The 25,558-nt window shown below is 64.8% G+C and carries 27 protein-coding genes and 1 pseudogene; 9 read left to right on the top strand and 19 right to left on the bottom strand.

The window, feature by feature from the left end; translation table 11 throughout:
• The 7 genes from trbK-alt to OU993_RS05975 form a co-directional block, all read right to left on the bottom strand.
• Complete coding sequence (trbK-alt, locus tag OU993_RS06005) at window positions 1-270, bottom strand: putative entry exclusion protein TrbK-alt (RefSeq protein ID WP_268155345.1); 270 nt, start codon at window positions 268-270, stop codon at window positions 1-3.
• A gap of 10 nt (window positions 271-280) precedes the next feature.
• Window positions 281-1,039, bottom strand: a complete 759-nt coding sequence (trbJ, locus tag OU993_RS06000) for a P-type conjugative transfer protein TrbJ (protein ID WP_268155344.1) — start codon at window positions 1,037-1,039, stop codon at window positions 281-283.
• A complete protein-coding gene (gene trbE, locus OU993_RS05995) occupies window positions 1,036-3,474 on the bottom strand; it encodes a conjugal transfer protein TrbE (RefSeq protein ID WP_268155343.1) in 2,439 nt (812 codons plus the stop codon). The genes trbJ and trbE overlap by 4 nt, the downstream gene beginning before the upstream one ends.
• A gap of 12 nt (window positions 3,475-3,486) precedes the next feature.
• On the bottom strand, window positions 3,487-3,768 hold the full coding sequence (locus OU993_RS05990; protein WP_268155342.1) for a VirB3 family type IV secretion system protein: 282 nt from the start codon (window positions 3,766-3,768) through the stop codon (window positions 3,487-3,489).
• The gene (locus tag OU993_RS05985) at window positions 3,768-4,061 is read right to left on the bottom strand and encodes a TrbC/VirB2 family protein (RefSeq protein ID WP_268157531.1); all 294 of its coding nucleotides are present in this window, start codon (window positions 4,059-4,061) and stop codon (window positions 3,768-3,770) included. The genes OU993_RS05990 and OU993_RS05985 overlap by 1 nt, the downstream gene beginning before the upstream one ends.
• A gap of 35 nt (window positions 4,062-4,096) precedes the next feature.
• Window positions 4,097-5,104: a P-type conjugative transfer ATPase TrbB gene (gene trbB / locus OU993_RS05980; protein WP_268155341.1), complete on the bottom strand. Its 1,008-nt coding sequence runs from the start codon at window positions 5,102-5,104 to the stop codon at window positions 4,097-4,099.
• Between the two features lie 167 nt (window positions 5,105-5,271).
• Window positions 5,272-5,766: an Rrf2 family transcriptional regulator gene (locus tag OU993_RS05975; RefSeq protein WP_268155340.1), complete on the bottom strand. Its 495-nt coding sequence runs from the start codon at window positions 5,764-5,766 to the stop codon at window positions 5,272-5,274.
• 94 nt (window positions 5,767-5,860) lie between these two features.
• On the opposite strand from OU993_RS05975, the gene OU993_RS05970 reads away from it, so the two are divergent.
• The 4 genes and pseudogenes from OU993_RS05970 to OU993_RS05960 all read left to right on the top strand — a co-directional run bounded on the left by OU993_RS05970 (window position 5,861) and on the right by OU993_RS05960 (window position 7,958).
• The gene (locus OU993_RS05970; RefSeq protein ID WP_268157529.1) at window positions 5,861-6,328 is read left to right on the top strand and encodes a carboxymuconolactone decarboxylase family protein; all 468 of its coding nucleotides are present in this window, start codon (window positions 5,861-5,863) and stop codon (window positions 6,326-6,328) included.
• 60 nt (window positions 6,329-6,388) lie between these two features.
• Window positions 6,389-6,526 (top strand): annotated as a pseudogene (locus OU993_RS28840) (MerR family DNA-binding transcriptional regulator); the annotation flags it as partial.
• Window positions 6,527-6,571: 45 nt separating this feature from the next.
• Window positions 6,572-6,847, top strand: coding sequence for a hypothetical protein (locus OU993_RS28835; RefSeq protein ID WP_442792934.1), 276 nt, complete (start codon window positions 6,572-6,574; stop codon window positions 6,845-6,847).
• Window positions 6,771-7,958, top strand: a complete 1,188-nt coding sequence (locus OU993_RS05960; RefSeq protein ID WP_268155337.1) for an MFS transporter — start codon at window positions 6,771-6,773, stop codon at window positions 7,956-7,958. Before OU993_RS28835 ends, OU993_RS05960 begins: the two co-directional genes overlap by 77 nt.
• Here the strand turns inward: OU993_RS05960 and OU993_RS05955 are convergent.
• The 3 genes from OU993_RS05955 to OU993_RS05945 all read right to left on the bottom strand — a co-directional run bounded on the left by OU993_RS05955 (window position 7,955) and on the right by OU993_RS05945 (window position 10,808).
• Complete coding sequence (locus tag OU993_RS05955; RefSeq protein ID WP_268155336.1) at window positions 7,955-8,392, bottom strand: CopG family transcriptional regulator; 438 nt, start codon at window positions 8,390-8,392, stop codon at window positions 7,955-7,957. The two genes, OU993_RS05960 and OU993_RS05955, sit on opposite strands and share 4 nt — an antisense overlap.
• Window positions 8,393-8,400: 8 nt before the next feature.
• The gene (locus OU993_RS05950) at window positions 8,401-10,392 is read right to left on the bottom strand and encodes a conjugal transfer protein TraG (RefSeq protein ID WP_268155335.1); all 1,992 of its coding nucleotides are present in this window, start codon (window positions 10,390-10,392) and stop codon (window positions 8,401-8,403) included.
• Window positions 10,393-10,508: 116 nt separating this feature from the next.
• On the bottom strand, window positions 10,509-10,808 hold the full coding sequence (locus tag OU993_RS05945) for a DUF2285 domain-containing protein (RefSeq protein ID WP_268155334.1): 300 nt from the start codon (window positions 10,806-10,808) through the stop codon (window positions 10,509-10,511).
• 209 nt (window positions 10,809-11,017) lie between these two features.
• Between OU993_RS05945 and OU993_RS05940 the strand changes: the two genes are divergently transcribed.
• Window positions 11,018-11,239: a helix-turn-helix domain-containing protein gene (locus tag OU993_RS05940; protein ID WP_268155333.1), complete on the top strand. Its 222-nt coding sequence runs from the start codon at window positions 11,018-11,020 to the stop codon at window positions 11,237-11,239.
• Here the strand turns inward: OU993_RS05940 and OU993_RS05935 are convergent.
• Both OU993_RS05935 and OU993_RS05930 read right to left on the bottom strand, forming a co-directional pair.
• Window positions 11,222-12,109 carry a LysR family transcriptional regulator gene (locus tag OU993_RS05935; RefSeq protein WP_268155332.1) on the bottom strand — a complete coding sequence of 296 codons (888 nt, stop codon included), beginning with the start codon at window positions 12,107-12,109 and terminating at the stop codon, window positions 11,222-11,224. The two genes, OU993_RS05940 and OU993_RS05935, sit on opposite strands and share 18 nt — an antisense overlap.
• Window positions 12,110-12,351: 242 nt before the next feature.
• A complete protein-coding gene (locus tag OU993_RS05930; protein ID WP_268155331.1) occupies window positions 12,352-13,317 on the bottom strand; it encodes an SDR family NAD(P)-dependent oxidoreductase in 966 nt (321 codons plus the stop codon).
• 122 nt (window positions 13,318-13,439) lie between these two features.
• On the opposite strand from OU993_RS05930, the gene OU993_RS05925 reads away from it, so the two are divergent.
• Complete coding sequence (locus OU993_RS05925; protein WP_268155330.1) at window positions 13,440-14,351, top strand: AraC family transcriptional regulator; 912 nt, start codon at window positions 13,440-13,442, stop codon at window positions 14,349-14,351.
• A gap of 68 nt (window positions 14,352-14,419) precedes the next feature.
• Here the strand turns inward: OU993_RS05925 and gstA are convergent, their stop codons facing one another.
• Window positions 14,420-15,037 (bottom strand): glutathione transferase GstA, encoded by a 618-nt coding sequence (gene gstA / locus OU993_RS05920; protein WP_268155328.1) that lies wholly within the window; start codon window positions 15,035-15,037, stop codon window positions 14,420-14,422.
• Window positions 15,038-15,138: 101 nt separating this feature from the next.
• Here gstA and OU993_RS05915 point away from each other — a divergent pair, with 101 nt between their 5' ends.
• Window positions 15,139-16,017: a LysR family transcriptional regulator gene (locus OU993_RS05915; protein ID WP_268157527.1), complete on the top strand. Its 879-nt coding sequence runs from the start codon at window positions 15,139-15,141 to the stop codon at window positions 16,015-16,017.
• A 39-nt stretch (window positions 16,018-16,056) separates the two neighbouring features.
• On the opposite strand, the gene OU993_RS05910 is transcribed toward OU993_RS05915, so the two are convergent.
• Window positions 16,057-17,574: an MFS transporter gene (locus OU993_RS05910; RefSeq protein WP_268157525.1), complete on the bottom strand. Its 1,518-nt coding sequence runs from the start codon at window positions 17,572-17,574 to the stop codon at window positions 16,057-16,059.
• 189 nt (window positions 17,575-17,763) lie between these two features.
• Between OU993_RS05910 and OU993_RS05905 the strand changes: the two genes are divergently transcribed.
• Window positions 17,764-18,624 (top strand): LysR family transcriptional regulator, encoded by an 861-nt coding sequence (locus tag OU993_RS05905; protein ID WP_268155327.1) that lies wholly within the window; start codon window positions 17,764-17,766, stop codon window positions 18,622-18,624.
• Window positions 18,625-18,683: 59 nt separating this feature from the next.
• Here the strand turns inward: OU993_RS05905 and OU993_RS05900 are convergent, their stop codons facing one another.
• Both OU993_RS05900 and OU993_RS05895 read right to left on the bottom strand, forming a co-directional pair.
• Complete coding sequence (locus OU993_RS05900; RefSeq protein WP_268155326.1) at window positions 18,684-19,607, bottom strand: EthD domain-containing protein; 924 nt, start codon at window positions 19,605-19,607, stop codon at window positions 18,684-18,686.
• On the bottom strand, window positions 19,604-20,827 hold the full coding sequence (locus tag OU993_RS05895) for an MFS transporter (protein WP_268155325.1): 1,224 nt from the start codon (window positions 20,825-20,827) through the stop codon (window positions 19,604-19,606). Before OU993_RS05895 ends, OU993_RS05900 begins: the two co-directional genes overlap by 4 nt.
• A 122-nt stretch (window positions 20,828-20,949) precedes the next feature.
• On the opposite strand from OU993_RS05895, the gene OU993_RS05890 reads away from it, so the two are divergent.
• Window positions 20,950-21,873: a LysR family transcriptional regulator gene (locus OU993_RS05890; RefSeq protein ID WP_268155324.1), complete on the top strand. Its 924-nt coding sequence runs from the start codon at window positions 20,950-20,952 to the stop codon at window positions 21,871-21,873.
• A 30-nt stretch (window positions 21,874-21,903) separates the two neighbouring features.
• On the opposite strand, the gene OU993_RS28830 is transcribed toward OU993_RS05890, so the two are convergent.
• The 3 genes from OU993_RS28830 to OU993_RS05875 all read right to left on the bottom strand — a co-directional run bounded on the left by OU993_RS28830 (window position 21,904) and on the right by OU993_RS05875 (window position 25,514).
• Window positions 21,904-23,136 carry a DUF3363 domain-containing protein gene (locus tag OU993_RS28830; protein ID WP_442792933.1) on the bottom strand — a complete coding sequence of 411 codons (1,233 nt, stop codon included), beginning with the start codon at window positions 23,134-23,136 and terminating at the stop codon, window positions 21,904-21,906.
• A 1,108-nt stretch (window positions 23,137-24,244) separates the two neighbouring features.
• Window positions 24,245-25,024, bottom strand: coding sequence for a lytic transglycosylase domain-containing protein (locus OU993_RS05880; RefSeq protein WP_442792878.1), 780 nt, complete (start codon window positions 25,022-25,024; stop codon window positions 24,245-24,247).
• Window positions 25,025-25,178: 154 nt separating this feature from the next.
• The gene (locus tag OU993_RS05875) at window positions 25,179-25,514 is read right to left on the bottom strand and encodes a DUF736 domain-containing protein (protein WP_268155321.1); all 336 of its coding nucleotides are present in this window, start codon (window positions 25,512-25,514) and stop codon (window positions 25,179-25,181) included.
• Between the last annotated feature and the right edge of the window lie 44 nt (window positions 25,515-25,558).

The following is a 25,558-nucleotide window of genomic DNA, read 5'->3' as shown; positions in this document are numbered from 1 at the left end:
TCAATGCGCCTCCGGTGAAGTAGCGCCGAGGAACCGGTCCCGGTTCTCCGCCCATGCCTTGAGGCAGGCCGCGTCACGGCTGGCGGCCTCGCCCAGGTCCCGGCAATGCCGTAGCGTGGCTCGCAGCGATCCGGGATCACTGACGTGAGGACGGCTGAGGGTACGGATCTCCGTCGCTTCGTCCTTGCGAGTCAGCTCGATCACCGAGGCGGTGATCGCCACCGCGACGAAGGCGACGGCGCCGAAGCGTGCGAGGGTCTTGCCGTCCATCGCCGTACCCTCAGTTGCTGCCGTAGAACATCTTGGCCGAACCGGGCTGGTAGCCCGTGCCCGGCGTCAGGAAGCGCCGGCGCTGTTCGCGACCCTGCTCGGCCGCGGCCGCCCGCTCGGCGTCGCTGAGCGCCTGCGCCCGGCCGTTGGCGGCGACCACCGCCGTGAGGTCGGCGAGTTGCTGCGCCTGGAGCGCGAGAAGCTGATTGCCGGCCTGTGTCGCCTGAAGCGCACCGTTCGCCGACTGGCTGGCGCCGACCAGCGCCGACATCTGCGCGCGGTTGGTGTCGATGTTGCCGACGACGCCGGCCTGCACGCGCATGGCGTCCTGCAAGCCGCCGACCGTGTTCTGCCAGCGCGAGCGGGCGTCGGCGACGAGTTGCTGGTCCGACGCCGACATCGAGGCGGCCGAATATTTCTGCTGGAAGGCCCGATCGATCTGCTGAGCGTCATAGGCGATGTTCTGCGCCTGCCCCAGAAGCTGCTGCGTGCGTTGCACGGATTGTTGAAGCTGCTGGAGCGAGGAATACGGCAGGCTCGCCAGATTGCGGGCCTGGTTGATGAGCATCTGCGCTTCGTTCTGCAGCGAGGTGATCTGGTTGGTGATCTGCTGGAGCGCGCGGGCGGCCTGAAGGACGTTCTGCGCATAGTTCGTCGGATCGAAGACGATGATGGCTTGCGCCGGCATCGGCAGCATCGGCGCGATGGCGGCGGAGGCTGAAAGCAAGGCGGCGGCGAAGCGCGCCGCGCGCGAACGGCACAGTGTCATGGGCGTGTCTCCAGATTGGTGAGGTCGGGAATGAGGTCGGCGGCCCAGCCGGAGCCGCGATGGCGCAGCCAGGCGTCGAGGAAACCATCGCGGCCGTACTCGGCGACGATCTTCGCGATCCCCGCCTGATCCGTCTTCGAGGACGCGGCGCAGAGCGCCAATGCCACCTCCGACAGGCCCAGCTCGAACAGCCGGTTGCCGCGCCGAGACTGGCAGTAATAGTCGCGCTTGGGCATGGCCCGCGCGATGATCTCGATCTGGCGGTCGTTGAGACCGAAACGGCGATAGATGGCGGTGATCTGCGGCTCGATCGCGCGCTCGTTCGGCAGCAGCAACCGGGTCTGGCAACTCTCGATGATCGCGGGCGCGATCGCCGATCCGTCAATGTCTGACAGGCTTTGTGTTGCGAAGATCACGCTGGCGTTCTTCTTGCGCAGCGTCTTCAGCCATTCGCGAAGCTGGCCGGCGAAGCCTTCGTCGTCGAGCGCCAGCCAGCCCTCATCGACGATGATGAGCGTCGGCGATCCGTCGAGCCGATCCTCGATGCGGTGGAAGAGATAGGCGAGAACGGCGGGCGCGGCTTCCGTGCCGATCAGCCCTTCGGTCTCGAACGCCTGCACGGTGGCTGTGCCGAGATGTTCGCTCTCAGCATCGAGCAACCGGCCCCAGGCCCCGCCGATACAATATGGACGCAACGCCTGCTTCAGGTCGTTCGACTGCAACAGGACGCAGAGGCCGGTGATCGTGCGTTCCTCGATCGGTGCCGAGGCGAGCGAGGTCAGCGCCGTCCAGATGTGCTCCTTGACCTCCGGTGTGATGGCGACGCCTTCGCGGATGAGGATGGCGACGATCCAGTCCCCGGCCCAGGCGCGTTCGGCGGTCTGTTCGATGCGGGCGAGCGGTTGCAGACTGACGGAGGTTTCCGATCCGTCCGTCAGGCCGCCGCCGAGATCGTGCCAGTCGCCCCGCATCGCGAGCGCGGCGGCGCGGATCGAACCACCGAAATCGAAGGCGAAGACCTGAGCCCCGGCATAACGGCGGAACTGCAAGGCCATCAGCGCCAGCAGCACCGATTTGCCGGCACCGGTCGGACCGACCACCAGCGTGTGGCCGACATCACCGACATGAAGGGAAAACCGGAACGGGGTCGAGCCTTCGGTCTTACCGAAGAGCAAGGGAGCGGCGCCGAAGTGCTCGTCCCGTTCCGGCCCCGCCCACACGGCACTGAGGGGGATCATGTGGGCGAGATTGAGCGTGGAAATCGGTGGCTGCCGGACGTTCGCATAGACATGCCCCGGCAGGCTGCCGAGCCAGGCGTCCACCGCGTTGATGGTCTCCACCATCGCGGTGAAGTCGCGGCCCTGGACAACCTTCTCGACCAGCCGCAGCTTCTCGTCGGCGACGCGCGGATCGGCGTCCCACACCGTCACGGTGGCGGTGACATAGGCGATGCCGGCATAGTCGGCGCCGAGTTCCTGAAGCGCGAGATCGGCATCTGCCGCCTTGTTCGAGGCATCCGTGTCCATCAGCACGGATTGCTCGTTGGTCATCACCTCCTTCACGATCGCGGCGATCGACTTACGCTTGGCGAACCACTGACGACGGATCTTGGTGAGCAGTCTCGTGGCATCGGTCTTGTCGAGCAGGATGGCGCGAGTGGACCAGCGATAGTGAAAGGCGAGCCGGTTCAGTTCGTCGAGCAGGCCCGGTGTCGTCGCTGTCGGAAAGCCGGTGATGGTCAGAACGCGCAGGTACTGCGCTCCCAGCCGCGGCTCCAGCCCGCCGGTGAGCGGCTGATCGGCCAAGAGCGCGTCGAGATACATCGGCGTCTCGGGAACGCGGACGCGATGCCGGTGCGTGGAGACACAGCCGTGCAGATAGGTTAGCGTCTCGCCGTCATCGAGCCAGCGGCACTCCGGCATGAAGGCTTCGATGAGATGCAGCAGCCGGTCGGTGCGGTCGGCAAAACCGGCCATCACCTCGTGCGCGTCGATGCCGGTCTTCTCGCGGCCTTCGTAGAGCCATGTCTCGGCGCGCGCGGCGTCCTCGGCCGGCGGCAGATAGGCGAAGGTCAGGAAGTAGCTGGACTCGAAGTGTGCTCCCGCTTCTTCGAAGTCGGCTTTCCGCTCGGCATCGACCAGCGCCGAGGCAGCATCGGAAAAGCGGCTCGCGGGATAGACGCCCGCTGCATGGCGTTGCGCCTCGACGAAGATCGCCCAACCGCTGCCGAGACGGCGGAAGGCATTGTTGAGGCGGCCTGCGACGGCGACCAACTCGGCGGGCACAGCCGAGTCAAGATCGGGACCACGGAAGCCTGCAGTGCGTTGGAAACTGCCGTCCTTGTTGAGCACGATGCCAGGGCCGACCAAGGCCGCCCAGGGGAGAAAATCGGCGAGACGTCGATTGCGGTTGCGATATTCGGCGAGGTTCATCATGGCCGCGCCCCTTCAGACCGAAAGGTGCGCAGGGATGCGCAGATGACGGCGACCGACCTCGACAAAGAGCGGGTCGCGCTTCGCCGCCCACACCGCCGCAAGGTGGCCGATGGCCCAGATGACGATGCCGACCAGCCAGAGACGAAGGCCGAGACCAACAGCGCCGGCGAGCGTGCCGTTCATGATGGCGATGGCACGCGGGGCGCCGCCGAGCAGGATCGGCTCGGTCAGCGCCCTGTGCACCGGCACGGTGAAACCCGGCACTTCGCCGCTCTGGTCGTCGACACCCGCCATCAGACCAGCGCTCCGCCGCCGAACGAGAAGAAGCTGAGGAAGAACGAGCTGGCGGCAAACGCGATCGACAGGCCGAAGACGATCTGGATCAGGCGGCGGAACCCGCCAGAGGTGTCGCCGAACGCGAGCGCCAAGCCCGTGGTGATGATGATGATCACGGCGATGATTTTGGCGACAGGGCCTTCGATCGACTGCAGGATCTGCTGCAGCGGCTGTTCCCACGGCATCGAAGAGCCGGAGGCATGGGCGGGCGCCGTCAGCGCCACGCTGAGCGCGACGATCGATACGGTCATGGCGAGGCGTTGGCGCGCGAGGCGTGCGACTTGGATCACGGAGTTTCTCCTTCCGGGTTGGAGCTGATCGCGTTCGATGCGCCGTCGACGGCGGGCACGACGCGGTAATCGCCGTCCGGACCAAGGCCATCGACACGGGCGAGTTCGGTGAGCCGGCGGGCGGAGCCACGGCCGGAGAGCACGGCGACGAGGTCGATCGTCTCGGCGATCAGCGCGCGCGGGATGGTGACGACGGCTTCCTGGATGAGCTGTTCCATCCGCCGCAGCGCGCCGATGGCGCTGCCGGCGTGGATCGTGCCGATGCCGCCCGGATGGCCGGTGCCCCACGCTTTCAGCAGGTCGAGTGCCTCTGCGCCGCGCACTTCGCCGATCGGGATGCGGTCGGGGCGCAAGCGAAGTGAAGAACGCACGAGATCGGAGAGCGAGGCGACGCCGTCCTTGGTCCGCATCGCTACAAGATTCGGTGCCGCGCATTGCAGCTCGCGCGTATCCTCGATGATGACGACGCGATCGGAGGTCTTCGCCACCTCCGCCAGCAGCGCATTGGCCAGCGTCGTCTTGCCGGTCGAGGTGCCGCCGGCGACGAGGATGTTGGCGCGGGTGGCGACGCCAGCCCGCAGCGCCTCGGCCTGCGCCGCCGACATGATCCCGGCGCGGACGTAATCGTCGAGCGTGAACACGGCAACCGCAGGCTTGCGGATAGCGAAGGCCGGCGCCGCGACCACCGGCGGCAACAGCCCCTCGAACCGTTCGCCGGTCTCGGGTAGTTCGGCCGAGACGCGCGGGTGACCTGCATGAACCTCGGCGCCGACGTGATGCGCGACCAGGCGCACGATGCGCTCGCCATCTGCCGGCGATAGCCGCTCGCCGGTGTCGGATAATCCTTCGGAAAGACGATCGATCCAGATGCGCCCGTCCGGGTTCAGCATCACCTCGACGACGGCGGCGTCTTCGAGAAACCGGGCGATGGCGGACCCAAGCGCCGTGCGCAGCATCCGCGCGCCACGAGCCAAGCCTTCCGTATTGTGATGCGAAACCGCCATCTGATCCCCGATCTCGCCGGGGAGAAGTCAGACGGTCCCCAGACGGGGTCGATTAAAAGGGCCGGAAATTGGGCTGATTCAACAAGGTTTTGATGACGTGCGGCCTTGGCGAAGAAAAGGCGGTGATTGGCGGGATTGGTTATTCGCTGTCGGCCGGCCGATATCGCTCAGCGCTGTGCGTTCTCGACGTAGGTCGCCACCGCCTTCTTGTTGTGCGCGTCGATCAATTGGGCTCCGTCGGCAACGAGATCGGCAAGGGTTTGCTGTTGCAGGGCAGTCCGCCAAGCCTCCTCGGCGGCGATCATGCGGGTCTTGATGAAGCAATCGGCCTTGTAGGCGCACGGGTCCTTCGCCTTGCCGGGGCCGCGCCGGCGGATTTCGCGGCAGACGAAGGCGGGCTCCCGTCCGTCGATCGCTTCGACGATGTCGAGCAACGTGATGCGCGCCGGGTCGCGCGCCAGCCGATAGCCGCCGCGCGGCCCCGGCACGGCATCAATGACGGAAGCCGCAGCGAGCGCCCGCAGGTGCTTCAGAAGATAGGTTTCCGAAACGCCGTGCAATTCGGCGAGACTCTTGCCCGGAAGCACTTTGCCCTCCCGCAATCCGGCCAGCACCAAGGCACAGTGCAGCGCCGCCTCCACCCCGTCGCTCATGCGCCGCATCGCCTTCTCCCGTTCCGTTCTTGGATTGCGTCCTAATCATGGATATATATTATCCATGATTCTCAGCCAACCCCTCTCGCTACCGGAGGCACCCATGCACCCCAGACTGAACATCGCCGCGCTGGCACCCGAACTCTATCAGGCTGTCCGCACCCTCGACGGCGCCGTGACCAAGTCGGGCCTCGACAAGCGCACGCTTCATCTCGTCAAGTTGCGCGCCTCGCAGATCAACGGTTGCGCCTACTGCGTCGACCTGCATGTGAAGGACGCTCTGGCGGACGGGATGGACGCCCAGTTGCTGCATCTCGTCGCCGTCTGGCGCGAGTCCCCGTTCTTCGATGCGCGCGACCGGGCAATTCTCGAATGGACCGAGAGCGTGACGCTCGCCGCCGAGACGGGCATTCCCGACGCTGCTTTTGAAACCGTCCGCGCCATCTTCTCGGAGACCGACATCGCCAAACTGACGATCGCCATCGGAACCATCAACATCTGGAATCGCGTCGCGGTCAGTTCCCGCATGCAGCACCCGGTCGGCACGGAAAAGAACGCGGTTGCTCCTTGATCGATTGCCTCTTGACCCTGACATTGATGTCAGGGGTTACGAGATGCAGCAGGAGGGCGGATGAAGATCGGAGACGTTGCAAAAAGGACGGGGGCGAGCGTGCGCTCCATCCGTCACTACGAGAAGGTAGGCCTGATCCGCGCCACCCGCGAGGAGAACGGCTACCGCGATTTCGACGAAGCCGACATGCTTCTGGTGCGCCGCATCGGCCGGATGATCCGGCTCGGCTTCACCACCGAGGAAATCGCAACCTTTCTCAACTGCATAGTCGACGATCCCGCCACGGTCACCGCCTGTCCGAAGGTGGCCGCTGCACATCGGTTGAAGCTTGCGGCGATCGAACGGCAGATGGCCGATCTCGAAACCCGTCGCCAGAAGCTTCTCATCACCCTGAAGGCTGCCTCCGGTCAGGACGACATCAGCGTACCGGAGACGCTTGCCCATGCCGAAACCAGCCCCATCGCCCTCGCTCATCCTCGCCACCCTGGCGCTCGCGGTCTATTTCGTCGGCGCGGTTGAGTTCATGCTCGCGCCGATGCTGACGCCGCTGGCGTCGGCCTTCGCCGAGAAACCCGCCGATATCGCCTGGCTCGTCTCTGCCTATGCGGTGTCCTACGCCGTGCTTGCCCCGCTCATCGGCCTCCTCAGCGATCGGATTGGCCGGCGGCGCCTGCTTCTCCCAGCATTGGCGCTGTTTGCCGCCGACGCGCTGGCCGTCGCTTTCGCGCCGTCGCTGACCTTCGCGATCATCGCCCGCATTCTCGGTGGCGCAGCGGGCGCAGCCCTGACGCCGACCGCCTTCGCCCTGATCGCCGAGACCGTTCCCGAAGATCGCCAAGCCGGCGCCATGGGCCTCGTCCTCTTCGGCCTGACCCTCGGCATCGCCACCGGCCCGACCTTCGCGGGGCTCCTCACCGATGCCTTCGATTGGCAGGTGCCGTTCATCGCCGTCGCCTGCGGCTGCCTCGCCGTTCTCGTGCTGGCCGCGCGCATTCTGCCTCCCTCCGTGGCGCGGCAGGGCCGACCGCTCAAAGCCTCGGCGGCCCGCCTGCTCGATGGCGCGACCTTCCGGCCCAACCTCTCCAAGGGCTTCTGGCTCGGCGCGACCATTGCCGGCTTCCTGATCTCCGGCGAGGTTCTGCGCAACCGCTATGGTCTCTCCACCAGCATGGTCGGGCTCTCGGTCACCGCCTTCGGGGTCGGTCTCGCGGCAGGCAACCTTGCCATCGGGCGCCTCGCCGCCTGGGCCGGACGGCCAGAGACCGTCCTCATTTTCGCTATCGCGCTCATCTGCGTAACGCAGAGCGCCTTCTTCGCGACCAACCCGAGCCTCGGTTTGGCAATCGGGCTACTGGCTCTCTGGGGTTTTGCATCAGGCCTCGCCGCACCGGCCAACACCGCCATTCAAGCGAGCCGGGCCGGCTCGGACGCCGGCTTCGTGCTGGCGTCGTCAGAATCGATGAACAACGGCGCGCTGCTTGTGCTGGCACCGATCGTCGCGGGGTGGGTTGGACGGGGCGACACCGTCGGCACGGCCATCCTGCTCGGCGTCTGCACGCTTGCAGCGCTCGGCGTCAATCTCGCCGACCGACGATCCCAACCGAAGGCTCTTCCATGTGAGGCGAATTAGGCCCTCGCGTTCGTCTCCTCTCGGTTCGCATCGACATCGCGGGACAGCTCCTTCAAGAACCGATCCCCTGTCGCCAGTCGCCTCCCAAGAGTTTGCACGAAGCTCTCGAAGCGCTCTGCGCCTTTCGCCCTCGCCGATGCCTGCGCGCTGTCGGGCAGCGGCGGCGTGATGGTCAGCCAGAAGCGAATGAACAGCGAGAGCGTTTCGCCGACAATGGCTATGTCTTCATCGAGTCCATCGATCTGTCGGCCGATGCGATCCATGCGGCGCGCGAACACGGCCTCAAGTCGCTCGGACGCATCCGCCGACAGGAAGGAGGCGACGGCGGCTTCAATGACGGCGGATTTGGAGATGTTGCGACGGAGCGCCAGCGCCTCGACCTTCTTCAGAAGTTCCGGGTCGAAATAGACATTCATGCGGGTCTTGGTCTGCATGGCCATCCTCACAGTTCGAGGCCATCAGCCGGGTCCATCGTTGCCTGCCGGGCATTCGATGTGACCTGCTGGCGCAAGCGGCTGGCCCGGGCGGCGTCCACATCGGGATCGTCGTCGAGAACATCGAACTCACTGAGGGGTGATCGCTCGGGTGGCGCGATCTCCTCATGTTCCGGCAATTCCGGCTCGCGGCGAATGCCGGCATTGGCCGGATCGAAGCTCACACCATTCCCGTTGTCGGATGTTGCTCCAGCCGATGCCGCCGGGATCGCCAGCGTCGACCAATCATCCGCGGACTGCGCTGCCGGCGCGGACGCTGTCGGCGCCTTCGGCGGCGGCAAGATGCGTTCCTTGAAACGAGCATCCTCGTAGTAGCGCGCCTTCTTTGCCCGCACGGGCGGCACACCTGCGACCAGCAGCAATTCGTCGGCGGGCGGGAGCTGCATCACCTCTCCGGGGGTGAGCAGCGGCCGCGCCGTCTCCTGCCGAGACACCATGAGATGGCCGAGCCAGGGCGACAGCCGGTGGCCGGCATAGTTGGTGGAATCGCGCATCTCGGTCGCGGTGCCGAGGGCGTCCGACACGCGCTTGGCGGTGCGCTCGTCGTTGGTGGCGAAGGCGACGCGCACATGGCAGTTGTCGAGCACGCTGTTGTTCGCGCCGTAAGCCTTTTCGATCTGATTGAGGCTCTGGGCAATCAGGAAGGACTTGATGCCGTAGCCCGCCATGAAGGCGAGTGCGCTCTCGAAGAAGTCGAGACGGCCGAGCGCCGGAAACTCGTCCAGCATCAATAGGAGGCGATGCCGGTTGGCGGAGGTCTTCAGGTCTTCGGTCAGACGCCGTCCGACCTGATTGAGGAGCAGGCGGATCAGCGGCTTGGTGCGGTTGATGTCGGAGGGCGGGACGACGAGATAGAGGCTGACCGGCCTCTCCCCCGTTACCAGATCGGCGATGCGCCAGTCGCAGCGCGCCGTCACCTTCGCCACCACGGGGTCGCGGTACAGGCCGAGGAACGACATTGCGGTGGAGAGCACGCCCGATCGCTCGTTGTCGGACTTGTTCAACAACTCGCGCGCCGAGGACGCGATGACCGGGTGGACACCGGCCTCGCCGAGGTGCGCCGTGTTCATCATGGCGCGCAGCGTCGCCTCGACGGGCCGCTTCGGATCGGAGAGGAAGTTGGCGACGCCGGCAAGCGTCTTGTCACGTTCCGCGTAGAGAACATGCAGGATCGCGCCGACCAGCAGCGAATGGCTGGTCTTTTCCCAATGGTTGCGCTTATCGAGGGCGCCTTCGGGATCGACGAGGATGTCGGCGATGTTTTGCACGTCGCGGACTTCCTTGTCGCCGCGACGCACCTCCAGCAGCGGATTATAGGCCGACGATGCCGGATCGGTCGGATCGAACAGCAGCACGCGGCCATGCTGGGATCGGAAACCGGCGGTCAGGCCCCAATTCTCGCCCTTGATGTCGTGAATGATCGTGCTGCCCGGCCAGGTCAGCAGCGTCGGCACGACGAGACCGACGCCTTTGCCGCTCCGCGTAGGCGCGAAGCACAGCACATGCTCCGGGCCGTCGTGGCGGAGATAGCCGCCGTCGAGCCGGCCAAGCAATACGCCATCGGGGCCGAGCAATCCGGCGGCGCGGATTTCCTCCGGTTCGGCCCATCGCGCCGAGCCGTAGGTAGCGACGTTCTTCGCCTCGCGCGCTCGGATCACCGACAAGGTGATGGCGACGATGATCGAGATGAAGCCGCCCGACACGGCGATGCAGGCGCCTTCAACGAAGATCGGCGGCGCATAGGCGTCGTAGCAATACCACCACCAGAAGAAGATGGGCGGATAGTAGATCGGGCAGCCAGCCACCTCGAACCAGGGGACGCCAAGCTGCGCCTGAAAGCCGAGACGCCACGCCGTCCATTCCGTCGCACACCAGATGGCGGTGAGCACGATCAGGAGAACGATGGCGACTTGTCCCCACAGGACGCGGCTTCCGGACATAAAGGCTCCAATCGGCAAAAGAGACGGAGCCGATCAGAGAATAGCCGTTCCAGACATAGGCAACAGGAAATCCGATGCGTCGCATCATCGGATACTATGGCGAAGAAAAAGGACGCTCAGTGCCGCGCTGATCGCGCCTCGGTCGCCGCCTGTTCCAGTATCTTGCGATAGCCGGTCTTCGTTATCCAGCGAGCACGATTGAGATGGCTTTGCCAGCAGAGGCGCGAGCGATCCCCTTCAGTCCCGGGATCACGATGCAGCACGATACGAGCCACTTCGGTCCAGTCCGCCCCATCCGTCTCCGCATCGAGCAGTCGCAGATACGTGACGAAGTGTCGTTCGTCGTAGACCGTGATCTCTGGCCCGCTGGGAGCGAGATCGTCGACATCGGGATCGAGTTCGGGGCGTATCCGCATCGGATGGCCCTCCTTTCGACAGTGCAGCGGCCCGCAAGGAATAGTTCAGAAGCTCTTCAATTTTGAGACAAACAGCTTAGCGAACCACGGCTCTTTGCGGCAGCGGGCTGGAATTCATCGTTTGGCCGAGCGGATCTATAGCATGTTTCAGCACGAATCGGAATGATCGTTCCTGGAACGATCATTCCGACGCAGGCTCTCATTTCGCCATGGATCTCAAGGAGGTTATGGCGGTCAATCTGCGTCGGCTGCGCCATGACAAGCAAATGACGCAGGAAGAGCTGGCCGATCAGTCCGGCCTGAGCGCGCGCTATATCGGCGCGATCGAGCGCGCCGACGTTTCCGCGAGCGTCACGGTTCTTGGGCAGATTGCGGAGGCGCTGGGAATTGAACCGGGCGAACTTCTGAAGGAATCAGCCAAATTGCGCTGATTTGCTCATCTCGGTTGCAAGATCGAGCAGATGCCTGAGCGCCGGACCGCGATTATGCGGCGACCAAACCGCGCTGAATCTGGCCCGGTCCGGCTCATCGGCGATAGGTCGAAAAAGGACGCCGGGAAACGGGACGTGCGACGCGGCCTCGCTCGTCAGCGTGATCCCCTCGCCATCTGCAACCATGTGCATCAGCGTGTCTCGACCGACATCGCACCGACGAATGCGGGGCGACTTCTCTCGCTCGACGAGTCTGCGAACGATATGGTCCAGGACTTGGGGACCGGCGCCGCTTTGCCGGACAAGGAAGGTGTCTGCGGCGAGGTCTTCCCACATGAGATGGTCCGCACTCGCCAATGAATGGCCCTGCGGTAGCACGGCTATCACGGCTTCGGACCAGAGCTGCCGTGAATGGCAGTCGGGCACTTCTACGGCACCAACCACGAAGGCGATGTCGAGCTTGGCTTCGCGGACCTGACGTATGATCTCGTCCGAACGCCCCTCGAAGATGTCGAGTTCGATCTCCGGATGCTCGTCGCGATACCGGCGGCGCAGATCGGCCAGGAACCCCGAACCGATCGAAGACAGGAGGCCGATCGACAGATGACCAATCGCGCCGTTCAGAACCGCCCCTGCTGTCTTGATCGCAAGATCGAGATGGCCGATCCCCGCGGCAACTTCCGTGATGAAATTGCGGCCGGCGTCGGTCAGGCGGACCCCACGGTGGCGGCGCTCGAATAGAACAACACCGAGATCCTCTTCCAGCGTCTTGATCCTGGTGCTCACGCTCGACTGGCTGACGCCGAGAGCATTCGCGGCGTGGCGAAAATTCAGATACTCGGCAACGGACAACGTCTGGATCAGTGCCACGAGCGGGATGCGGCCTCTCAACAGCGCATTCTGTTGATCAACAACCTCCTGGCCATTGTGCGCTCGTCGCCGCATTGCTCCTCCGATCCCGCTAAGCGCTCGGCGATCGAACGCAGCGAGGCGTAAGGCTCAACAGACCCATGTCGGCGAGCGCGAAGCGGCCCTGCAACGATGTCGCAAGGGCGTAGTCGGCTGCGTCTTCGCTCTTGTCACGCTCTTTGGTGCCGCCCACCCGCATGGCATCACCTCGATGCATCGAAGGCGTCGATGCCGGTGAGTTCGGCCGAAAGCGTCCAGAGCCGCTCGGCCTCAGCGGGATCGGCGGCGTAATCTCGAACGCCGACGAACGGTTCATTTGCAGTCTCGGCGCGCACGGCAATATCGCAATCCTCGCAATAGAGACCGGCACGACCGTCGAGCATCGGCGAGGTCGCGGCCCATACTTGCGTCGCCGCGCCCTGCTCAGGCGTCTTGAAGGTCGGGTCGGCTGGCGCACCGCTCGTGTCGAGCCAGCCCTCGGCGATCATCTCCGCCTGCGCCAGATGCCGCTGGAGCGGCGTGAAGATCTTTCCGGGATGAAGCGAGAAGGCCTGCACACCGGCTTCGCGCCCAAGCCGGCCGAGATGGACGGCGAAGAGCGCATTTGCCGTCTTCGACTGGCCGTAGGCGCGCCATTTGTCGTAACCTCCAATAAAATGAAGATCGTCCCAGATGATTGGCGAATTGTGGTGGCCGGCCGAAGAGACCGAGATGACACGTGCACCACCTTCGAGCAGCGGCCAAAGCGCGTTTGTCAGCGCGAAATGCCCGAGATGATTGGTGGCGAACTGCGCCTCCCAGCCTTGTCCTACCCTCGCCTCCGGGCAGGCCATGATGCCGGCATTGTTGATCAGAATATCGATGTGTTGGTTATCAGCGATGATGTGCTCGGCGAAGGCGCGCACGCTGTCGAGGTGCGACAGGTCCAACGGCTCGACCGTCACGCCGCCGATGTCCTTCGTGGCTACCGCCGCTGCCGCTGGATTGCGCGCGGCAACGATGACCTGGGCTCCTGAAGCAGCAAGCGCCCTGGTCGTTTCCAAGCCGAGCCCCGAATGTCCTCCGGTGACGATCGCGCGCTTACCGGCGAGATCGATATCGGCGAGAACATCCGTGGCGGTGCTTCTTGCCCCAAAGCCGGACCCGAGCGGTTTCTGATGGTCGATCATGGTGTCTCTCCGAGAGGTGCGGTTTCGCCCGCATGTTTGCTCTCAGAAAGGATGACCCGTGGCACTCGCACGATCCATGTCGTATAGTCTGCCTTTCCTTCTCGATCGTCTGGATTTTTGCCTTGGACCCATTGTCCGACGTTCTGTCGCTTCTGAAGCCGAAAAGTGCGATCAGCGCTGGCCTTGACGCCGGTGGTGAGTGGGCGATCAGATTTCCCCCGCATGAAGGCATCAAGTTCAACGCCGTCATGCGCGGCGCCTGTTGGGTCCAGGTCGATGGGGAGCCTGATCCGCGACGGATCGAAGCCGGCGACTGCTTCCTGCTCACGCGCGGCCGTCCGTTCCTCTTCGCAACGGACCTCGCATTGCGCCCGATCGAATCTCCCACGATCTATGATCAGGCTGTCGACGGCATCGCGACCTGCAACGGCGGCGGCGACTTCTTCCTGATCGGCGGCCGTTTTTCTTTCGAGGGCGATCATGCCGGAATGCTGTTCGGGGCCTTGTCGGCCATCGTTCATGTGCGCGACGCCTCGAACCAGGCTGCCGTTCTGCGCTGGGCGCTGGAGCAACTGGCTGCGGAACTGAAAGATCGGCCTCCAGGCGGCACGCTGATGGCGGAGCACCTCGCCCAGATCATGCTCTTGCAAGTCTTGCGGCTCTGGCTCGCCTCCGGGACGGACAAGCCCGCCGGATGGTTGTCGGCGCTGTCCGATCCCCGACTGACGAGAGCGCTCGGCGCCATGCACGCCGAACCCGCTCGCCACTGGACGCTTGCGGAACTGGGAACCATCGCCGGCATGTCGCGCAGCACTTTCGCTGCGCGCTTCCGAGAAGCGGTTGGACAACCGCCCCTGGACTATCTCATCCGCTGGCGCATGGTGCTCGCGGCTGAACGGCTCAAGCGAACGAACGACAGTGTCGGGGCGATCGGCTTTTCCATCGGCTATGAATCCGAAGCGGCCTTCAGCACAACCTTCCGGCGGGTCGTCGGCTGTGCGCCGGGAAAGTTCCGACGCGACGACGCTCCCTGAATCTTCTCTGCCGCGCGCCGCGACCACCGACCGCCCTCCGATCAACGGGTCGAAGCCGAACTTGCACGTCATCTGACCGGAAGAAGCTCCGCCTCCCGTGCCAAAGCAGCTTGGACGGACGCCCGCGCGCCGATCCGTTGCATATGGCGAGCGGTCGCCGGCCAACGGTCGAGATCGATCGAAAAACCCTTCATCCAGCCGAGCACGGTGAAGAGATAGGCGTCGGCGACCGTGAAACCGTCGCCCACCAGATAATCCCGAGATGCGAGGTTCACCTCGATGAAGTCGAGACGCCGGAACAGCCGGTCCCGGAAGATCACCAGCACCTCCTCCGGCAAGGCTCGATTGAACAGCGGGCTCGATCCGGAATGGATTTCGCTGGTGATGAAGTTGAGCCATTCCTGCAGCCGAACCCGCGCCAGCGTACCGGCGGCCGGAGCCAATCCCACCTCCGGCATCAGGTCGGCCAAATACTGAACGATGGCCGGTCCTTCGGTCAGAACCTCGCCGGTATCGAGTTCGAGCGCCGCGACATAGCCCTTCGGATTGATGGAGAGGAAGTCCTCTCCCGTGGATGTGCGTTTCGTCCGATTGTTCACACGGACGAGTTCGTAGGGCATTCCGAGTTCCTGAAGCACGATGTGCGGCGAGAGCGAACAGGTGTCGGGGGCGAAATAGAGCTTCATCGTCGGGGCCTCGCTGAGGGGGAAAATCGCCACCCACATTGGCAGGTCCCGTGATATAATAAAAATTACTCCCATATTTTTCTGACATAATCTTGACTACTATGAACCTGACCCAACTCCAGAGCCTGATCGCCGTCTCCGAGGCCGGCAGCTTCACCGCAGCCGCGGATAAGCTCGGCGTCACCCAATCGGGGATGAGCCAAGCCCTGGCCGCGCTCGAAGAGAGTCTGGGCGTGAAACTGCTCATCCGCCAGCCACGGGGTGTCGAATTGACCGCCTTCGGAGAGCGCGCGCTCGACCATGCGCGAACAGCCCTTTCGCATCTGGAGGCGATCGAAAGGGAGGCAATGGCGCTGATCGGCGAGGAGACCGGGGCCATCCGTCTGGCGGGGTTTCCAAGCGTCTTCGCTACTGTCCTTCCGCCCTTGCTTCGGCGTTTTCGCACGCTCCATCCGGGCATCGACCTCGTGCCGCTCGAAACCGACGACCTGGAAGTGGAGGCTTGGCTCGCAGCGGGATCGATCGACCTCGGCGTCGTTCTCAATCCGTCTTCGTCCAGAAATGCCGTTCCGCTCGGACGGGATGCCTGGGTTCCGATCCTGCCGGCGGCGCATCCCCTGTCACGGCGACCTTCGGTCTCGTTGGCCGAGCTGGCGGCAGCGCCCTTCGTTCTCGCCACCGGCGGGTGCCATACGAACGCCCGCTCGCTTGCCGACGCGGAAGGATTGACGCTCCAGAACGTGCAGATCGAGGTGCGCGACTGGTCGAGCGCGATTGCCCTGGTTCGGGAGGGTGCGGGTGTCAGCCTCGTGCCGGAATCCACGTTGCCGGAACAGCAACGCGGCTTCCGGGTTTCGAAGCTCGCTTCGCCGTTGCATCGCGAGTTCGGACTCGTTGCTTCGCCAATGCGGCCGCTCTCGCGGGCCGGAACCCTGTTCGTCGAGTTGGCGCGTCGCTCGGCCGCGCCAACCTCTGCATAGAGCAAGACCTGAAGGCGGGACGGCTTACGGGCTCGGACCTCATGACGCGCCATCGACATCTTTCCTCCTCCCGAAGGTGAAGAAGCTGAGTGCGGCCAGCACCCAGACACCAATGGCGCCGTAGAGCATCACCTCTCCGAAGCCGCCGGCCAGTGCGGCAGGACCGAGCACCTTCGACACTCCCGGAGCGGCGTGATCGAAAGCACCGACGTTTCCGGCGGCGACCTGTTCGGCGATGTGCCGAAGTTGCGTGGCGTCGAACGATCCGGACACCGCACTCAGGCGCTTCAGAACGCCGTCGACCAAGACAAAGCCCATCAGCGCGATGTTGATGGCGAGCGAGATCATCCGTGCGCTCATGTCGATGCCGGATGCCATGCCGGCCCTGTCGCTCGATACTGATCCGGTCGTGGTGTTGGTGACCGGCGTGTTGGTCGCCCCGAGACCGATCCCGGCCAGCAACGCGCCGATCAATGTCGTCGGCAAGGCCGCCGGACCACCGCCTGTTCCGATCTTCATGATGAAAAAGCCGAGACCGATCACGAACAATCCGGCCGGGATGACGGTGCCGGCGCCAAGACGCAGCGAAAGGCGTTCGGCATAGGGCGGCACGACCAGCGTCGGCAGGGTGTAGGCGAGCAGTGCAAGGCCAGCGGTCAGCCCGTCGAGACCGAGCCCCGCCTGAAACCAGATCGGCAGATAGATCATGAACGGCCAGAAGCTGAAATTCATGCCCATCGAGCCGAACAGAGCTCCGGAAAACGGCCGGATTCGGAACACCGAGAAATCAAACATCGGGTGCGGCGTGATCTGCTCGACAATGACGAAGGCGATGAGGCTGAGGGCGGCTGTAGCGACGATCGCCAGCGCGATCGGGCTGGTGAAACCGAGTTCGCTGCCCTGAGTAATGACGTAGGCGACGCAAAAGACGGCCAGTGACAGGGTCGCGATGCCGCCGAGATCCAGGCGCCGAGCGGCTGGATCCTTCGATTCCCGAACACCGCGCCAAGCCAGGATGACGGTCAGCACGGCGATGAAACCGTGGATCAGAAACACCCAGGCCCAGCCCATCAGGGCTGCGATCCCGCTGCCGATCACCGGACCGAAGCCGAGACCGAACCCGGTAACGATGCCCCACCAGCCGAAAGCTCGGGCTCGATCGGCCGCCGTGCTGAACTGATGCGAGAGCACTGCGATCCCACAAATCAGCATGGCGCCGCCGCTAGCTCCCTGGAGCGCGCGCCCGGCGATGAGGGTTATCATGTTGGGGGCAAGGCCGCACAGCAGGGAGGTGGCGCCGAACGCAACGATGGCGACGACGAGGAGACGCTTGCGCCCGAAGCGATCCGCCAGTGTGCCGGCAGCCATGAGGACCGTCGCCACGGCGATGGTGTAGGCGTTCATCGTCCACTGGAGTTCTTGAAAGTCGGCGTGAAGGACTTTCTCCAGCGTCGGCAGAATCGCCGGAACGCTTGATATTTCGAAGCCGAACATCAAAGCCGACAAACAGATGGCGGCCAAGGCAAGGTTACCTTGCCGCGAGGAAGCAAAGGACATGATCAGGCCTTTCAGCGCCGAGATCACTCGGCGTCTCGCACGCGGTCGTTCACCCACGGCGGCTGAGGCCGGGGTGGCACGGCAGTCTTGCGAGCGACTGTTGTTGATGGACCTGATCGTAGGCGAAACTTGACGATATAAGAATGATATGGCTGAATATTTCAGAGACAACAAATCTGGATGATCGAAATGGCATCCCTCGATGTCGAGTCGGTCCAGGCTTTCGTAGCCATCGCCGACCTTCAGAGTTTCACGCGAGCGGCGGAGGCCCTCGGCACCACGCAAGGGGCGATCAGCGTCAAGCTGCGGCGCCTGGAAGAGCGGATCGGCCAGCGGCTGATCGAGCGTACGCCGCGCCACGTCCGGCTTTCCGCACACGGCGCCGTCTTTCTCGATCCCGCTCGCGACTTTCTTGCCGCGCACGAAGCCGCGCTGTCGGCGCTCGCTTCCACGACCCCGCGCCGCTTCGGGCTCGGCATCGCCGCGCATGTGGCAGGTCCTGAGCTTCCGACCCTTTTGGCACAACTCAACGCGCACGATCCGGGCCTGCGCATCGAGGTACGCCTCGAAAACTCGCGCACGCTGCTCGACGCCTTCGATCGTGGAGAGCTGGACGCCTGTATCATTCGTCGCGAAGACGACAGACGCGATGGCGAGGTCCTCGGCCCGGAACATTTCGGATGGTTCGCCGCGCCGAATTTCGAGCATCGGCAGGGCGAGCCTCTGCGGTTGGCCGCCCTGTCGCCTTCCTGTGGCGTGCGCGATATCGCGACCCGCGCCCTGGACGAGGCTGGCATCGCCTGGACGGAAGTGTTCCTCGGCGGCGGCTCGTCGGCCGTCGCGGCAGCCGTCTCCGCCGGATTCGCCATGGCCATCTTTTCCTGTCGCCTTGCTCCGCCCGGCACCATCGAAATCGGCGAACGCTTCAGGCTGCCGCGCCTTCCGTCGTCCGAGATTGTGCTGCACTCGACGCTCACCGATCCCAAGTCGCGCGCTGCATTGCGCACATTGGCTGCGGCTTTTCGGGAGCACCGCGCGATGGCCGGATAGCGGGCGCGGGACAACCGCCCGCAGCCGGCTACGTTTGTCGGACAGCGTCGCCGGCCCCCTCATGACGTTGCCGAGGCCTGTTCCGGCGCGTGCTGATCGACCACGGTGAAGGTCAGGCCAGTCCAATACTCGCCCGCCTCGACGATCGCGATGGATCGTTCCGCCTCCTCGATCACGGCGTAGCCGTCGGACAGCAGGAAGCTCTCGACATCCTTCATCGAGGCGAAGGCCATGAGCGTCACGCCATCGATCCGGCTGGCTACGGGATGGAAGAAAGGCGCGCCCGCTGTGACGGGGCCGATGTTGTGAAGCTGGACGTAACGCTTCACAAGACGCTGCGTATCGGCCTGGCCGACCACCAACTCGGCATGATCGTGCAGCCAGCGGCGCTGGAACCTCTCGCGGTCGAGATCATCGCGCCGAATGTGCGTCTTGATCAGGATGATCGAGTCGTCACCAGCCGTGTTCGGCATGATGATGAACTGGCGGGCCAGTACCGGCCCGAGATCCCGGAAGATGGCCTGATCCTCGGGAAGGATCTTGCGACGAACACGCTCGGCACCGAGAACCGCGCCGAGATCGTCGAGCCCCGCGAAGTTGAGATACGCGACCCCGTCCCACTGCGGACGTCGGTAGGGCTCGACGTGACCGACGATGGTCTCGAACAGGCGACCGTCCGCGTCGAGCGGTGGCCGGTAAGGCGGCGGGTTCAAACTCGTCGGTCCCGACGCCACGCGGTGAATCTGATCGTAACGCAGCAGGCGACTGATCGTCGTGCGATCGTCCGCCTCGTCGGGATGGAGGAAGCGCGGGCCATGCACCTTGCGCCAATAGTCCCCCCATGTTTCGAAGCTGAGATTGGGGTCGGTTTCGGATGCGTTGGCGGCCGGATCGGCGCGCAACAAGAACGAGAACAGCACCGTCAGCGGAGCGGTTCGAGCGTCGGGCTCGGTTGATGTGGACGGTGCGATAGAGGTGGTCATCGGGCGAACTCCTTTGCAGCGAGGGGAACGGATGGCGGAAGAAGGGAGCGCAGCAGCGCGGCGAAACCGGCAATCACGCCTGTGAGGCACACGCCGGTCCAGCCGTAGCGGCTCCAGGCCCAGCCGCCGGCGAGCGCACCGATCGCCATGCCAATCATGGCAGCGGTCATCAGTAAGCCGTTCAGCCGGCTGCGCGCTGCGGGGTCGATCGTCGTGACGATGGTCTGGTGCGAAACCAGCGCGGCCATGACGCCGAGGTCGAACAGCACCGCTCCCGCGATCAGCGCTGCGATCGAATGCGGAAGTGCCAGCATCAGGGTGAAGGCAAGAGTAACCAGCAGACAGCCGAGGCGGATCGCGATGGCAGGCCCTCGGGCGTCGGCGAGGCGTCCGAACAGAGGGGCGCCGAAGGCCCCGGCGGCGCCGGCCAATCCGAAGGCGCCGGCCGCACCCGCACCGAGATAGAGCGGCGGCTCCGCCAGCATCAGCGCCAGGGTCGACCAGAAGGCACCAAGGGTTGCCGCCAGCAGGCCCTGGGTCAGGAGTGCCTTGCGCAGCACCGCATGTCGCTCGACCAAGGTGGCAAGGCTCAGGAAAAGAGCGCCATAGGAACCGTTGGCGGTCGCCGGCTGGAGCGGCAACCAGCGCCAGACCGCAACGCCGACCAGCGCCACCATGGTGGCGGCCAACGCGTAGATCGCTCGCCAACCGAAGAGATCGCCGACGACACCCCCCAAGGTGCGAGACAACAGGATGCCGCAGAGCAGGCCCGTGGTCACAAGCCCGATGGTGCGCCCCCGCTCTTCGGCCGTCGCGAGTTGCGCCGCCATGGGCACGAAGTCCTGGCCGAGGCTGCCGAGCAGTCCGACGGCGAGGCTGACGGCGAGAAGCACGGAAAAATTCGGTGCGAGAGCCGTCGCCAACAGCGCAAGCACGAGCAGGATCGACTTGGCGAGGACGAGCCGCTTGCGGTCGATGAGATCGCCGAGCGGGGCCAGCAGCAGCATTCCGAGGGCATAGCCGGCTTGGCTCACCGCCGGGACGAGGCTCGCCGGTTCCGATCCGATGCCGAATGTCTCGCGTACCAGCGGAACCACCGGTTGGATGTAATAGACATTGGCGACGCCGACGCCGGCTCCGATCGCCAGAAGCCAGATCAGAGCCGGCGGGATCGACTGCCTTCCTTCGTCTTTATGGGTGGAATGTGATGGTCCTGGCATGGCGCCGCTCCGTGGGATACGGGCCGGACGACCCTAACCGGAGCATTTTATTGGCGACTGTAGTGGCGATAAATTGCCTCTTATGGCAATATGAGTTGACTGATAGTCGTCAATAGGTCGCGATGATTTCCACCGAACACCTCAGTGGCATAACAGCCTTCGTCCAGGCCGCCGACGCGGGCGGATTCACGCTGGCGGCGGAGAGGCTCGGCCTGTCGAAATCCGGTATCGCCAAGAGCGTGGCGCGGCTCGAGGATCGGCTCGGGGTTCGATTGTTCAACCGAACAACGCGTCGCTTCGCGCTGACGACCGAAGGCCAATCTTTCTACGAGACCTGCGTGCGCGTCCTGGCCGATCTGGAAAACGCCGAGGCGGCACTGAACGCCCATCGCCTGCGGCCACGCGGGCGACTGCGGATCGATCTGCCCGTGGTGTTCGGTCGACGCTGGGTGCTGCCCGTGCTTCTCGATATCGGCGAGCACTATCCGGACCTGTCGCTGGAAGTCTCGCTGACCGATCGGCGCATTGATCCGATCGACGAAGGCATCGACCTCGTGATCCGCATCGGCGATCTCGAGGACAGCTCCACACTCGTCGCCAGAAGGCTGGGTGTGCAGCAATCGGTGCTCTGCGCCAGCCCCGATTATCTCGACAAGTACGGGAGCCCCACCTCGCTCGATGATCTGGGCGCTCATGCCTGCATCGTCTTCGGCCGGGGCGGACAGTCCTTGCCGTGGTGGTTCCTGGATGGGAAAGGCGCGCCCGTGGCGAAGCCCGTCTCCGGACGGCTCTCGTTCAACCACAGCGACGCCATCTGTGACGCGGCCCTCGCTGGCCAAGGCATCGCGCTCCTCTCGACCTGGCTGATTGCCGACCACTTGCGCGACGGACGACTTGCACAGGTGCTGCCGGAGGTGACGACGCGAGGCTTTCCGATCCACGCCCTATGGCCGCAGACCAGGCAGATGAGCCCGAAGGTGCGCGTCGTGGTCGATGAACTGGTGAACCGCTTTTTGCCCGAACCGCCGTGGGATCGCGGTAGATAACCCTTCGTTCCAGCTTTCCCGGTGTTGAGATCAGATCTCCAATCCCTTCTGCCGCCCCAATTGCCACGACACCGATCCACCACGGACGATACCCGATACCTCGTGACCAAGCTGGCGGTCGATGACCGGCCGCCAGGGGACAAGGGTGAACTCGTGAGACTTCTCGACGATCGCGAACTTGCCGCTCGATAGCTGCACCGCTCCGGTGAAGGTGCCGCTGACGGTCTCGCCATCGGCGGCGGCCCGGAACGGCAGGGCCTTCTTCGCTGCCACCTCCTCGCCGACACGGGCAACCTCGCGCTCCTGAAGCGTGGCGATCAGGTTGCGCCGATAGGCGACGTGGCCATCGGATTGACGGACAGCGTCACCGTGATCGATCAGCGCCTCGCGCCGGCGCGCCATCGCCTCGTGCACCTGGTTGCCAAATCCTGACGACGACAGATCGGACACGCCCACACCGACCAGCCGTCGGTCGAGCCACGTCGCGCCGTCCGATCCGATCTGGCGTTCGAGGTCGAAGGTAGAGAGGACGCGGATATTGACGCGGGCGTTGCTGCCCGCATCATGGGCGGCGGCGCGCGCCTCGAAATCTTCCGGGATGCGCCACTGATCGCGGTCGATCCGTTCGGCGATGCCGGCACGGCGCAACGCCTCCAGTCGGCGGACATGGGCATCGACGAACCCCTCATAGTCGCCGTTCGGCACGCGCCCCTCGAACCGAGCGTGCTCCAGATGGCGGCTCGACCGATAGATCCCGTCTTCTGCCATGCCGGCAATGGCGCGATCGGATGGGCGGCCAGTGCGGTCGGACGGCCCGATCTCGATCACGCTGCCGATGCGGGCGTCCTCGACGCGCGCCGGGTCGATGCCGGAGACATGGTGCGTGCGTCCGTCGATGCCATCGACCACCAGCGTCAGGTTCTCACCCAGTTCGTCGTAGAGATGCTTGTCGATGACACGGCCAAGGACCGGCGTCGCTGGCGCTGCATCGTGAATCTGAAAACTCATTGGGTCGCGCTCGGCGCCGTCGGCCCGGAGCGCCTTCTGCATGGTGCGGATGATGTCGCCGCGCTCGCCCATCTCACGCAGCGTCGGCTCCAGCCGCTCGCTCAATTCCCAGACGCCGGGCGCATGTTCGGTGGCAAGGCCCATGCCGCCGAGCTTGCCGAGACGGCGCAAGCGCAAGGTCCGATCGGACTGGCCGTGCAGATCGTCCGGCTCATATCGGAGGTCAAGCAAGCGGTCCTCTGCCTCGGCGATCATCGCCCGGTCGATGCGGGTCAAGCGGTCATGGTCGATCTCCGTCATCAGCTTGCGGCGCTGCTCGATCTCGGTGACGGGGCCGAGTTCCAGCGTCGCCAGTTCGCTCGCCCGCTCACGAATGCCATTGGCGAGATAGTCGCCATTGATGACGAGATCGTCGCCGAGCGCATCGCGGCCGTTGACGATAACATGCGCATGGGGATGGCCGGTGTTGTGGTGATTGACCGCGACCCAATCGAGCTTCGTGCCGAGATCGGTTTCGATCCTTCCCATCAGCTCGCGGGTGTAGCCGGTCAGGTCGGCAAGATCGGCGGCGTCCTCGGGCGAGACGATGAAGCGGAACTGGTGGCGATCGTCTTTGCCGCGATTGAGAAAGGCATCGCCGTCGGCGCGATCGTCCGTCGTGGAATAGAGTTGCCCGCGCTCGCCATCGCGCGATGTGCCGTCGCGCTGGATATAGCGCAGATGTGCGGCGGCCTTTCCGCTCTTGCCCGCGCTCCGGACAGAACGGGATTTGACGACGACGCGGCGGCTGCCGGGCTGGCGGTGGCTCCAGCCGTTCGACAGGTTGCGGGCGCGCACGAAGGACGCACCGCGACCGCGCTGCACGCCCCGGCCGGAGGCGACGATGCTCTTTCCCTTGGTGGCGCGACCGGAACCACCGCTCTTCGCCGATCGGCTTCGGCCAGAGGCTGCTTGTTGCTGGCGCGTGACCTTCCGCACCTTGCTTAGGAAGCTCTTGGCCTGTCCGACTTTCCCGACGTTGGATCGGACGCGGCCGGGCTTTGGCCGGAAATGATCGTCGTCTTCCCTCATAGCAGCCGATCCGCCAGAAGCCGGCGATTTCGGGCAGGAGTGCTGCGAACAACGCGGGAAATGTTGGCTTTGCCGCGCCTCGCGGCACCATGGCGGTCTGGCGACGGTGCCGCCCCAAACAGTGTGCAGACAAGGGCTTGCCCCAAGGATCGGACCCGTAGGGTGCCGTCCGCTTTAATCTTGCCCTCCGCCCTTTGCCCCCTTCGTGCCCCCCCTGCTGATGGATGAGACCGTTGCCAGCCCCATCCGCTGCACACTGAAGTCTCCCGCCGGGCGGACGCGATCACGAGCTTCATGGCTGTTGTCTCGCATCCGCTCGCGCAACGAACAGACCGCCCGACTGCGGCACGATGGCGGACAGGTCGCGCACGGTGATCGCCTGCGGAATGTCGTCCTTGTGCTCGTCGAACTGCACGGGAGGGACCGTCGTCTTGCTCAAAGGCTGCATGACGAAAAGCGGAGCACGGGTCCAGGAGAGCGGATCGGCGGACGCGATCATGACCGCGCCGGTGGTCTCGCCGCCGCTGATGATCGGCGCGAGGGCGGCGACATAAGCGCGGGTTTCCGGTGGAAGTGGGCGGCCCTTCAGCGCCTCCTCGTAGCGCCCGGGACCGGCGTTGTAAGCCGCTATCCACTCCGGCGAGCCATAGCGATCGAACAGCTCGCGGATATAAGCCGCGCCCGCCACGATGTTGTCGTGCTGGTCGTAAGGATCGTCACCCAGACGGTAGCGCACGCGCAGCTCGGCCCAGGTCTCAGGCATGATCTGCATCAGCCCGATCGCCCCTTTGGGCGAGGTGGCACGTGGATCACTGTCACTCTCGGCGCGCATCACCGCGAGAATCCAGGCGGCGGGAAGCTCGAAGCGCTGTGCCGCTTCGGCGATGTGATCACCATAGGGATCGCGCGCAGACGGGTGAGCGACGGGCTTCGTCTGCGCCAGCGCAATCGCCGGGATCGCAACGCCGTAAAGCAAGCCCGAGAGAAGAATGACCGCCATTCGAACAGGCGCGCCTTCTCCACTGCGGCACCAGACTGCCAGCGTGCTCGCTGCGGTCAAGGGTACGCGCATTGCGCCGATCTTCGATCGCCCTTGACCTCCGCTGCGCGCGCCGGCCGACCGGTCGTCGAGCGGGACGAAGGGATGAGACGGCTTTCCCGCGAACAAAGGGATCGCCGATCGCAAGGAGATGGCACAGGCGCGCAGGCTGACGGATCGCATGATGTCACTCCCGCTCGCCGCGCTTCGGGGCACGGTTCCAATGCAGCGACCAGGACGCGCCACCGTCGTCGTCGCGAAACAGATTGGCGCGGATCGGCTGCGGCAAGCCGGGATCATCGATGACGAGCGCGATGTAATCCCCGGCTCGTTCGCCGGTGCGCTTCCAGCCCGCGCCGATCTCCGGCCCTTCCTCGTTGCCGTTGTGGACGCGGTAGTCCGGCGCGTTGTCGGCGTCGGACGGCTCTGCCGGAACGATGGTGATCTCGCGGAAGAGCGTGAAGGTGTGGACGCGCCCGACAAAGCCGGTGGTTTCGCGCGTGAACTCGCCAATTTGCGGCATGTGGAACCTCCATGAACTGGTGGTGATTGAACTGTGGTGCGGCA

The sequence above is a fragment of the Rhizobium sp. SL86 genome (assembly GCF_026672545.1).
GTDB lineage: Bacteria > Pseudomonadota > Alphaproteobacteria > Rhizobiales > Rhizobiaceae > Neorhizobium.
The sequence above is the reverse complement of the archived record's forward strand: the minus strand, read 5'-3'. Positions and strand labels throughout refer to the sequence as shown.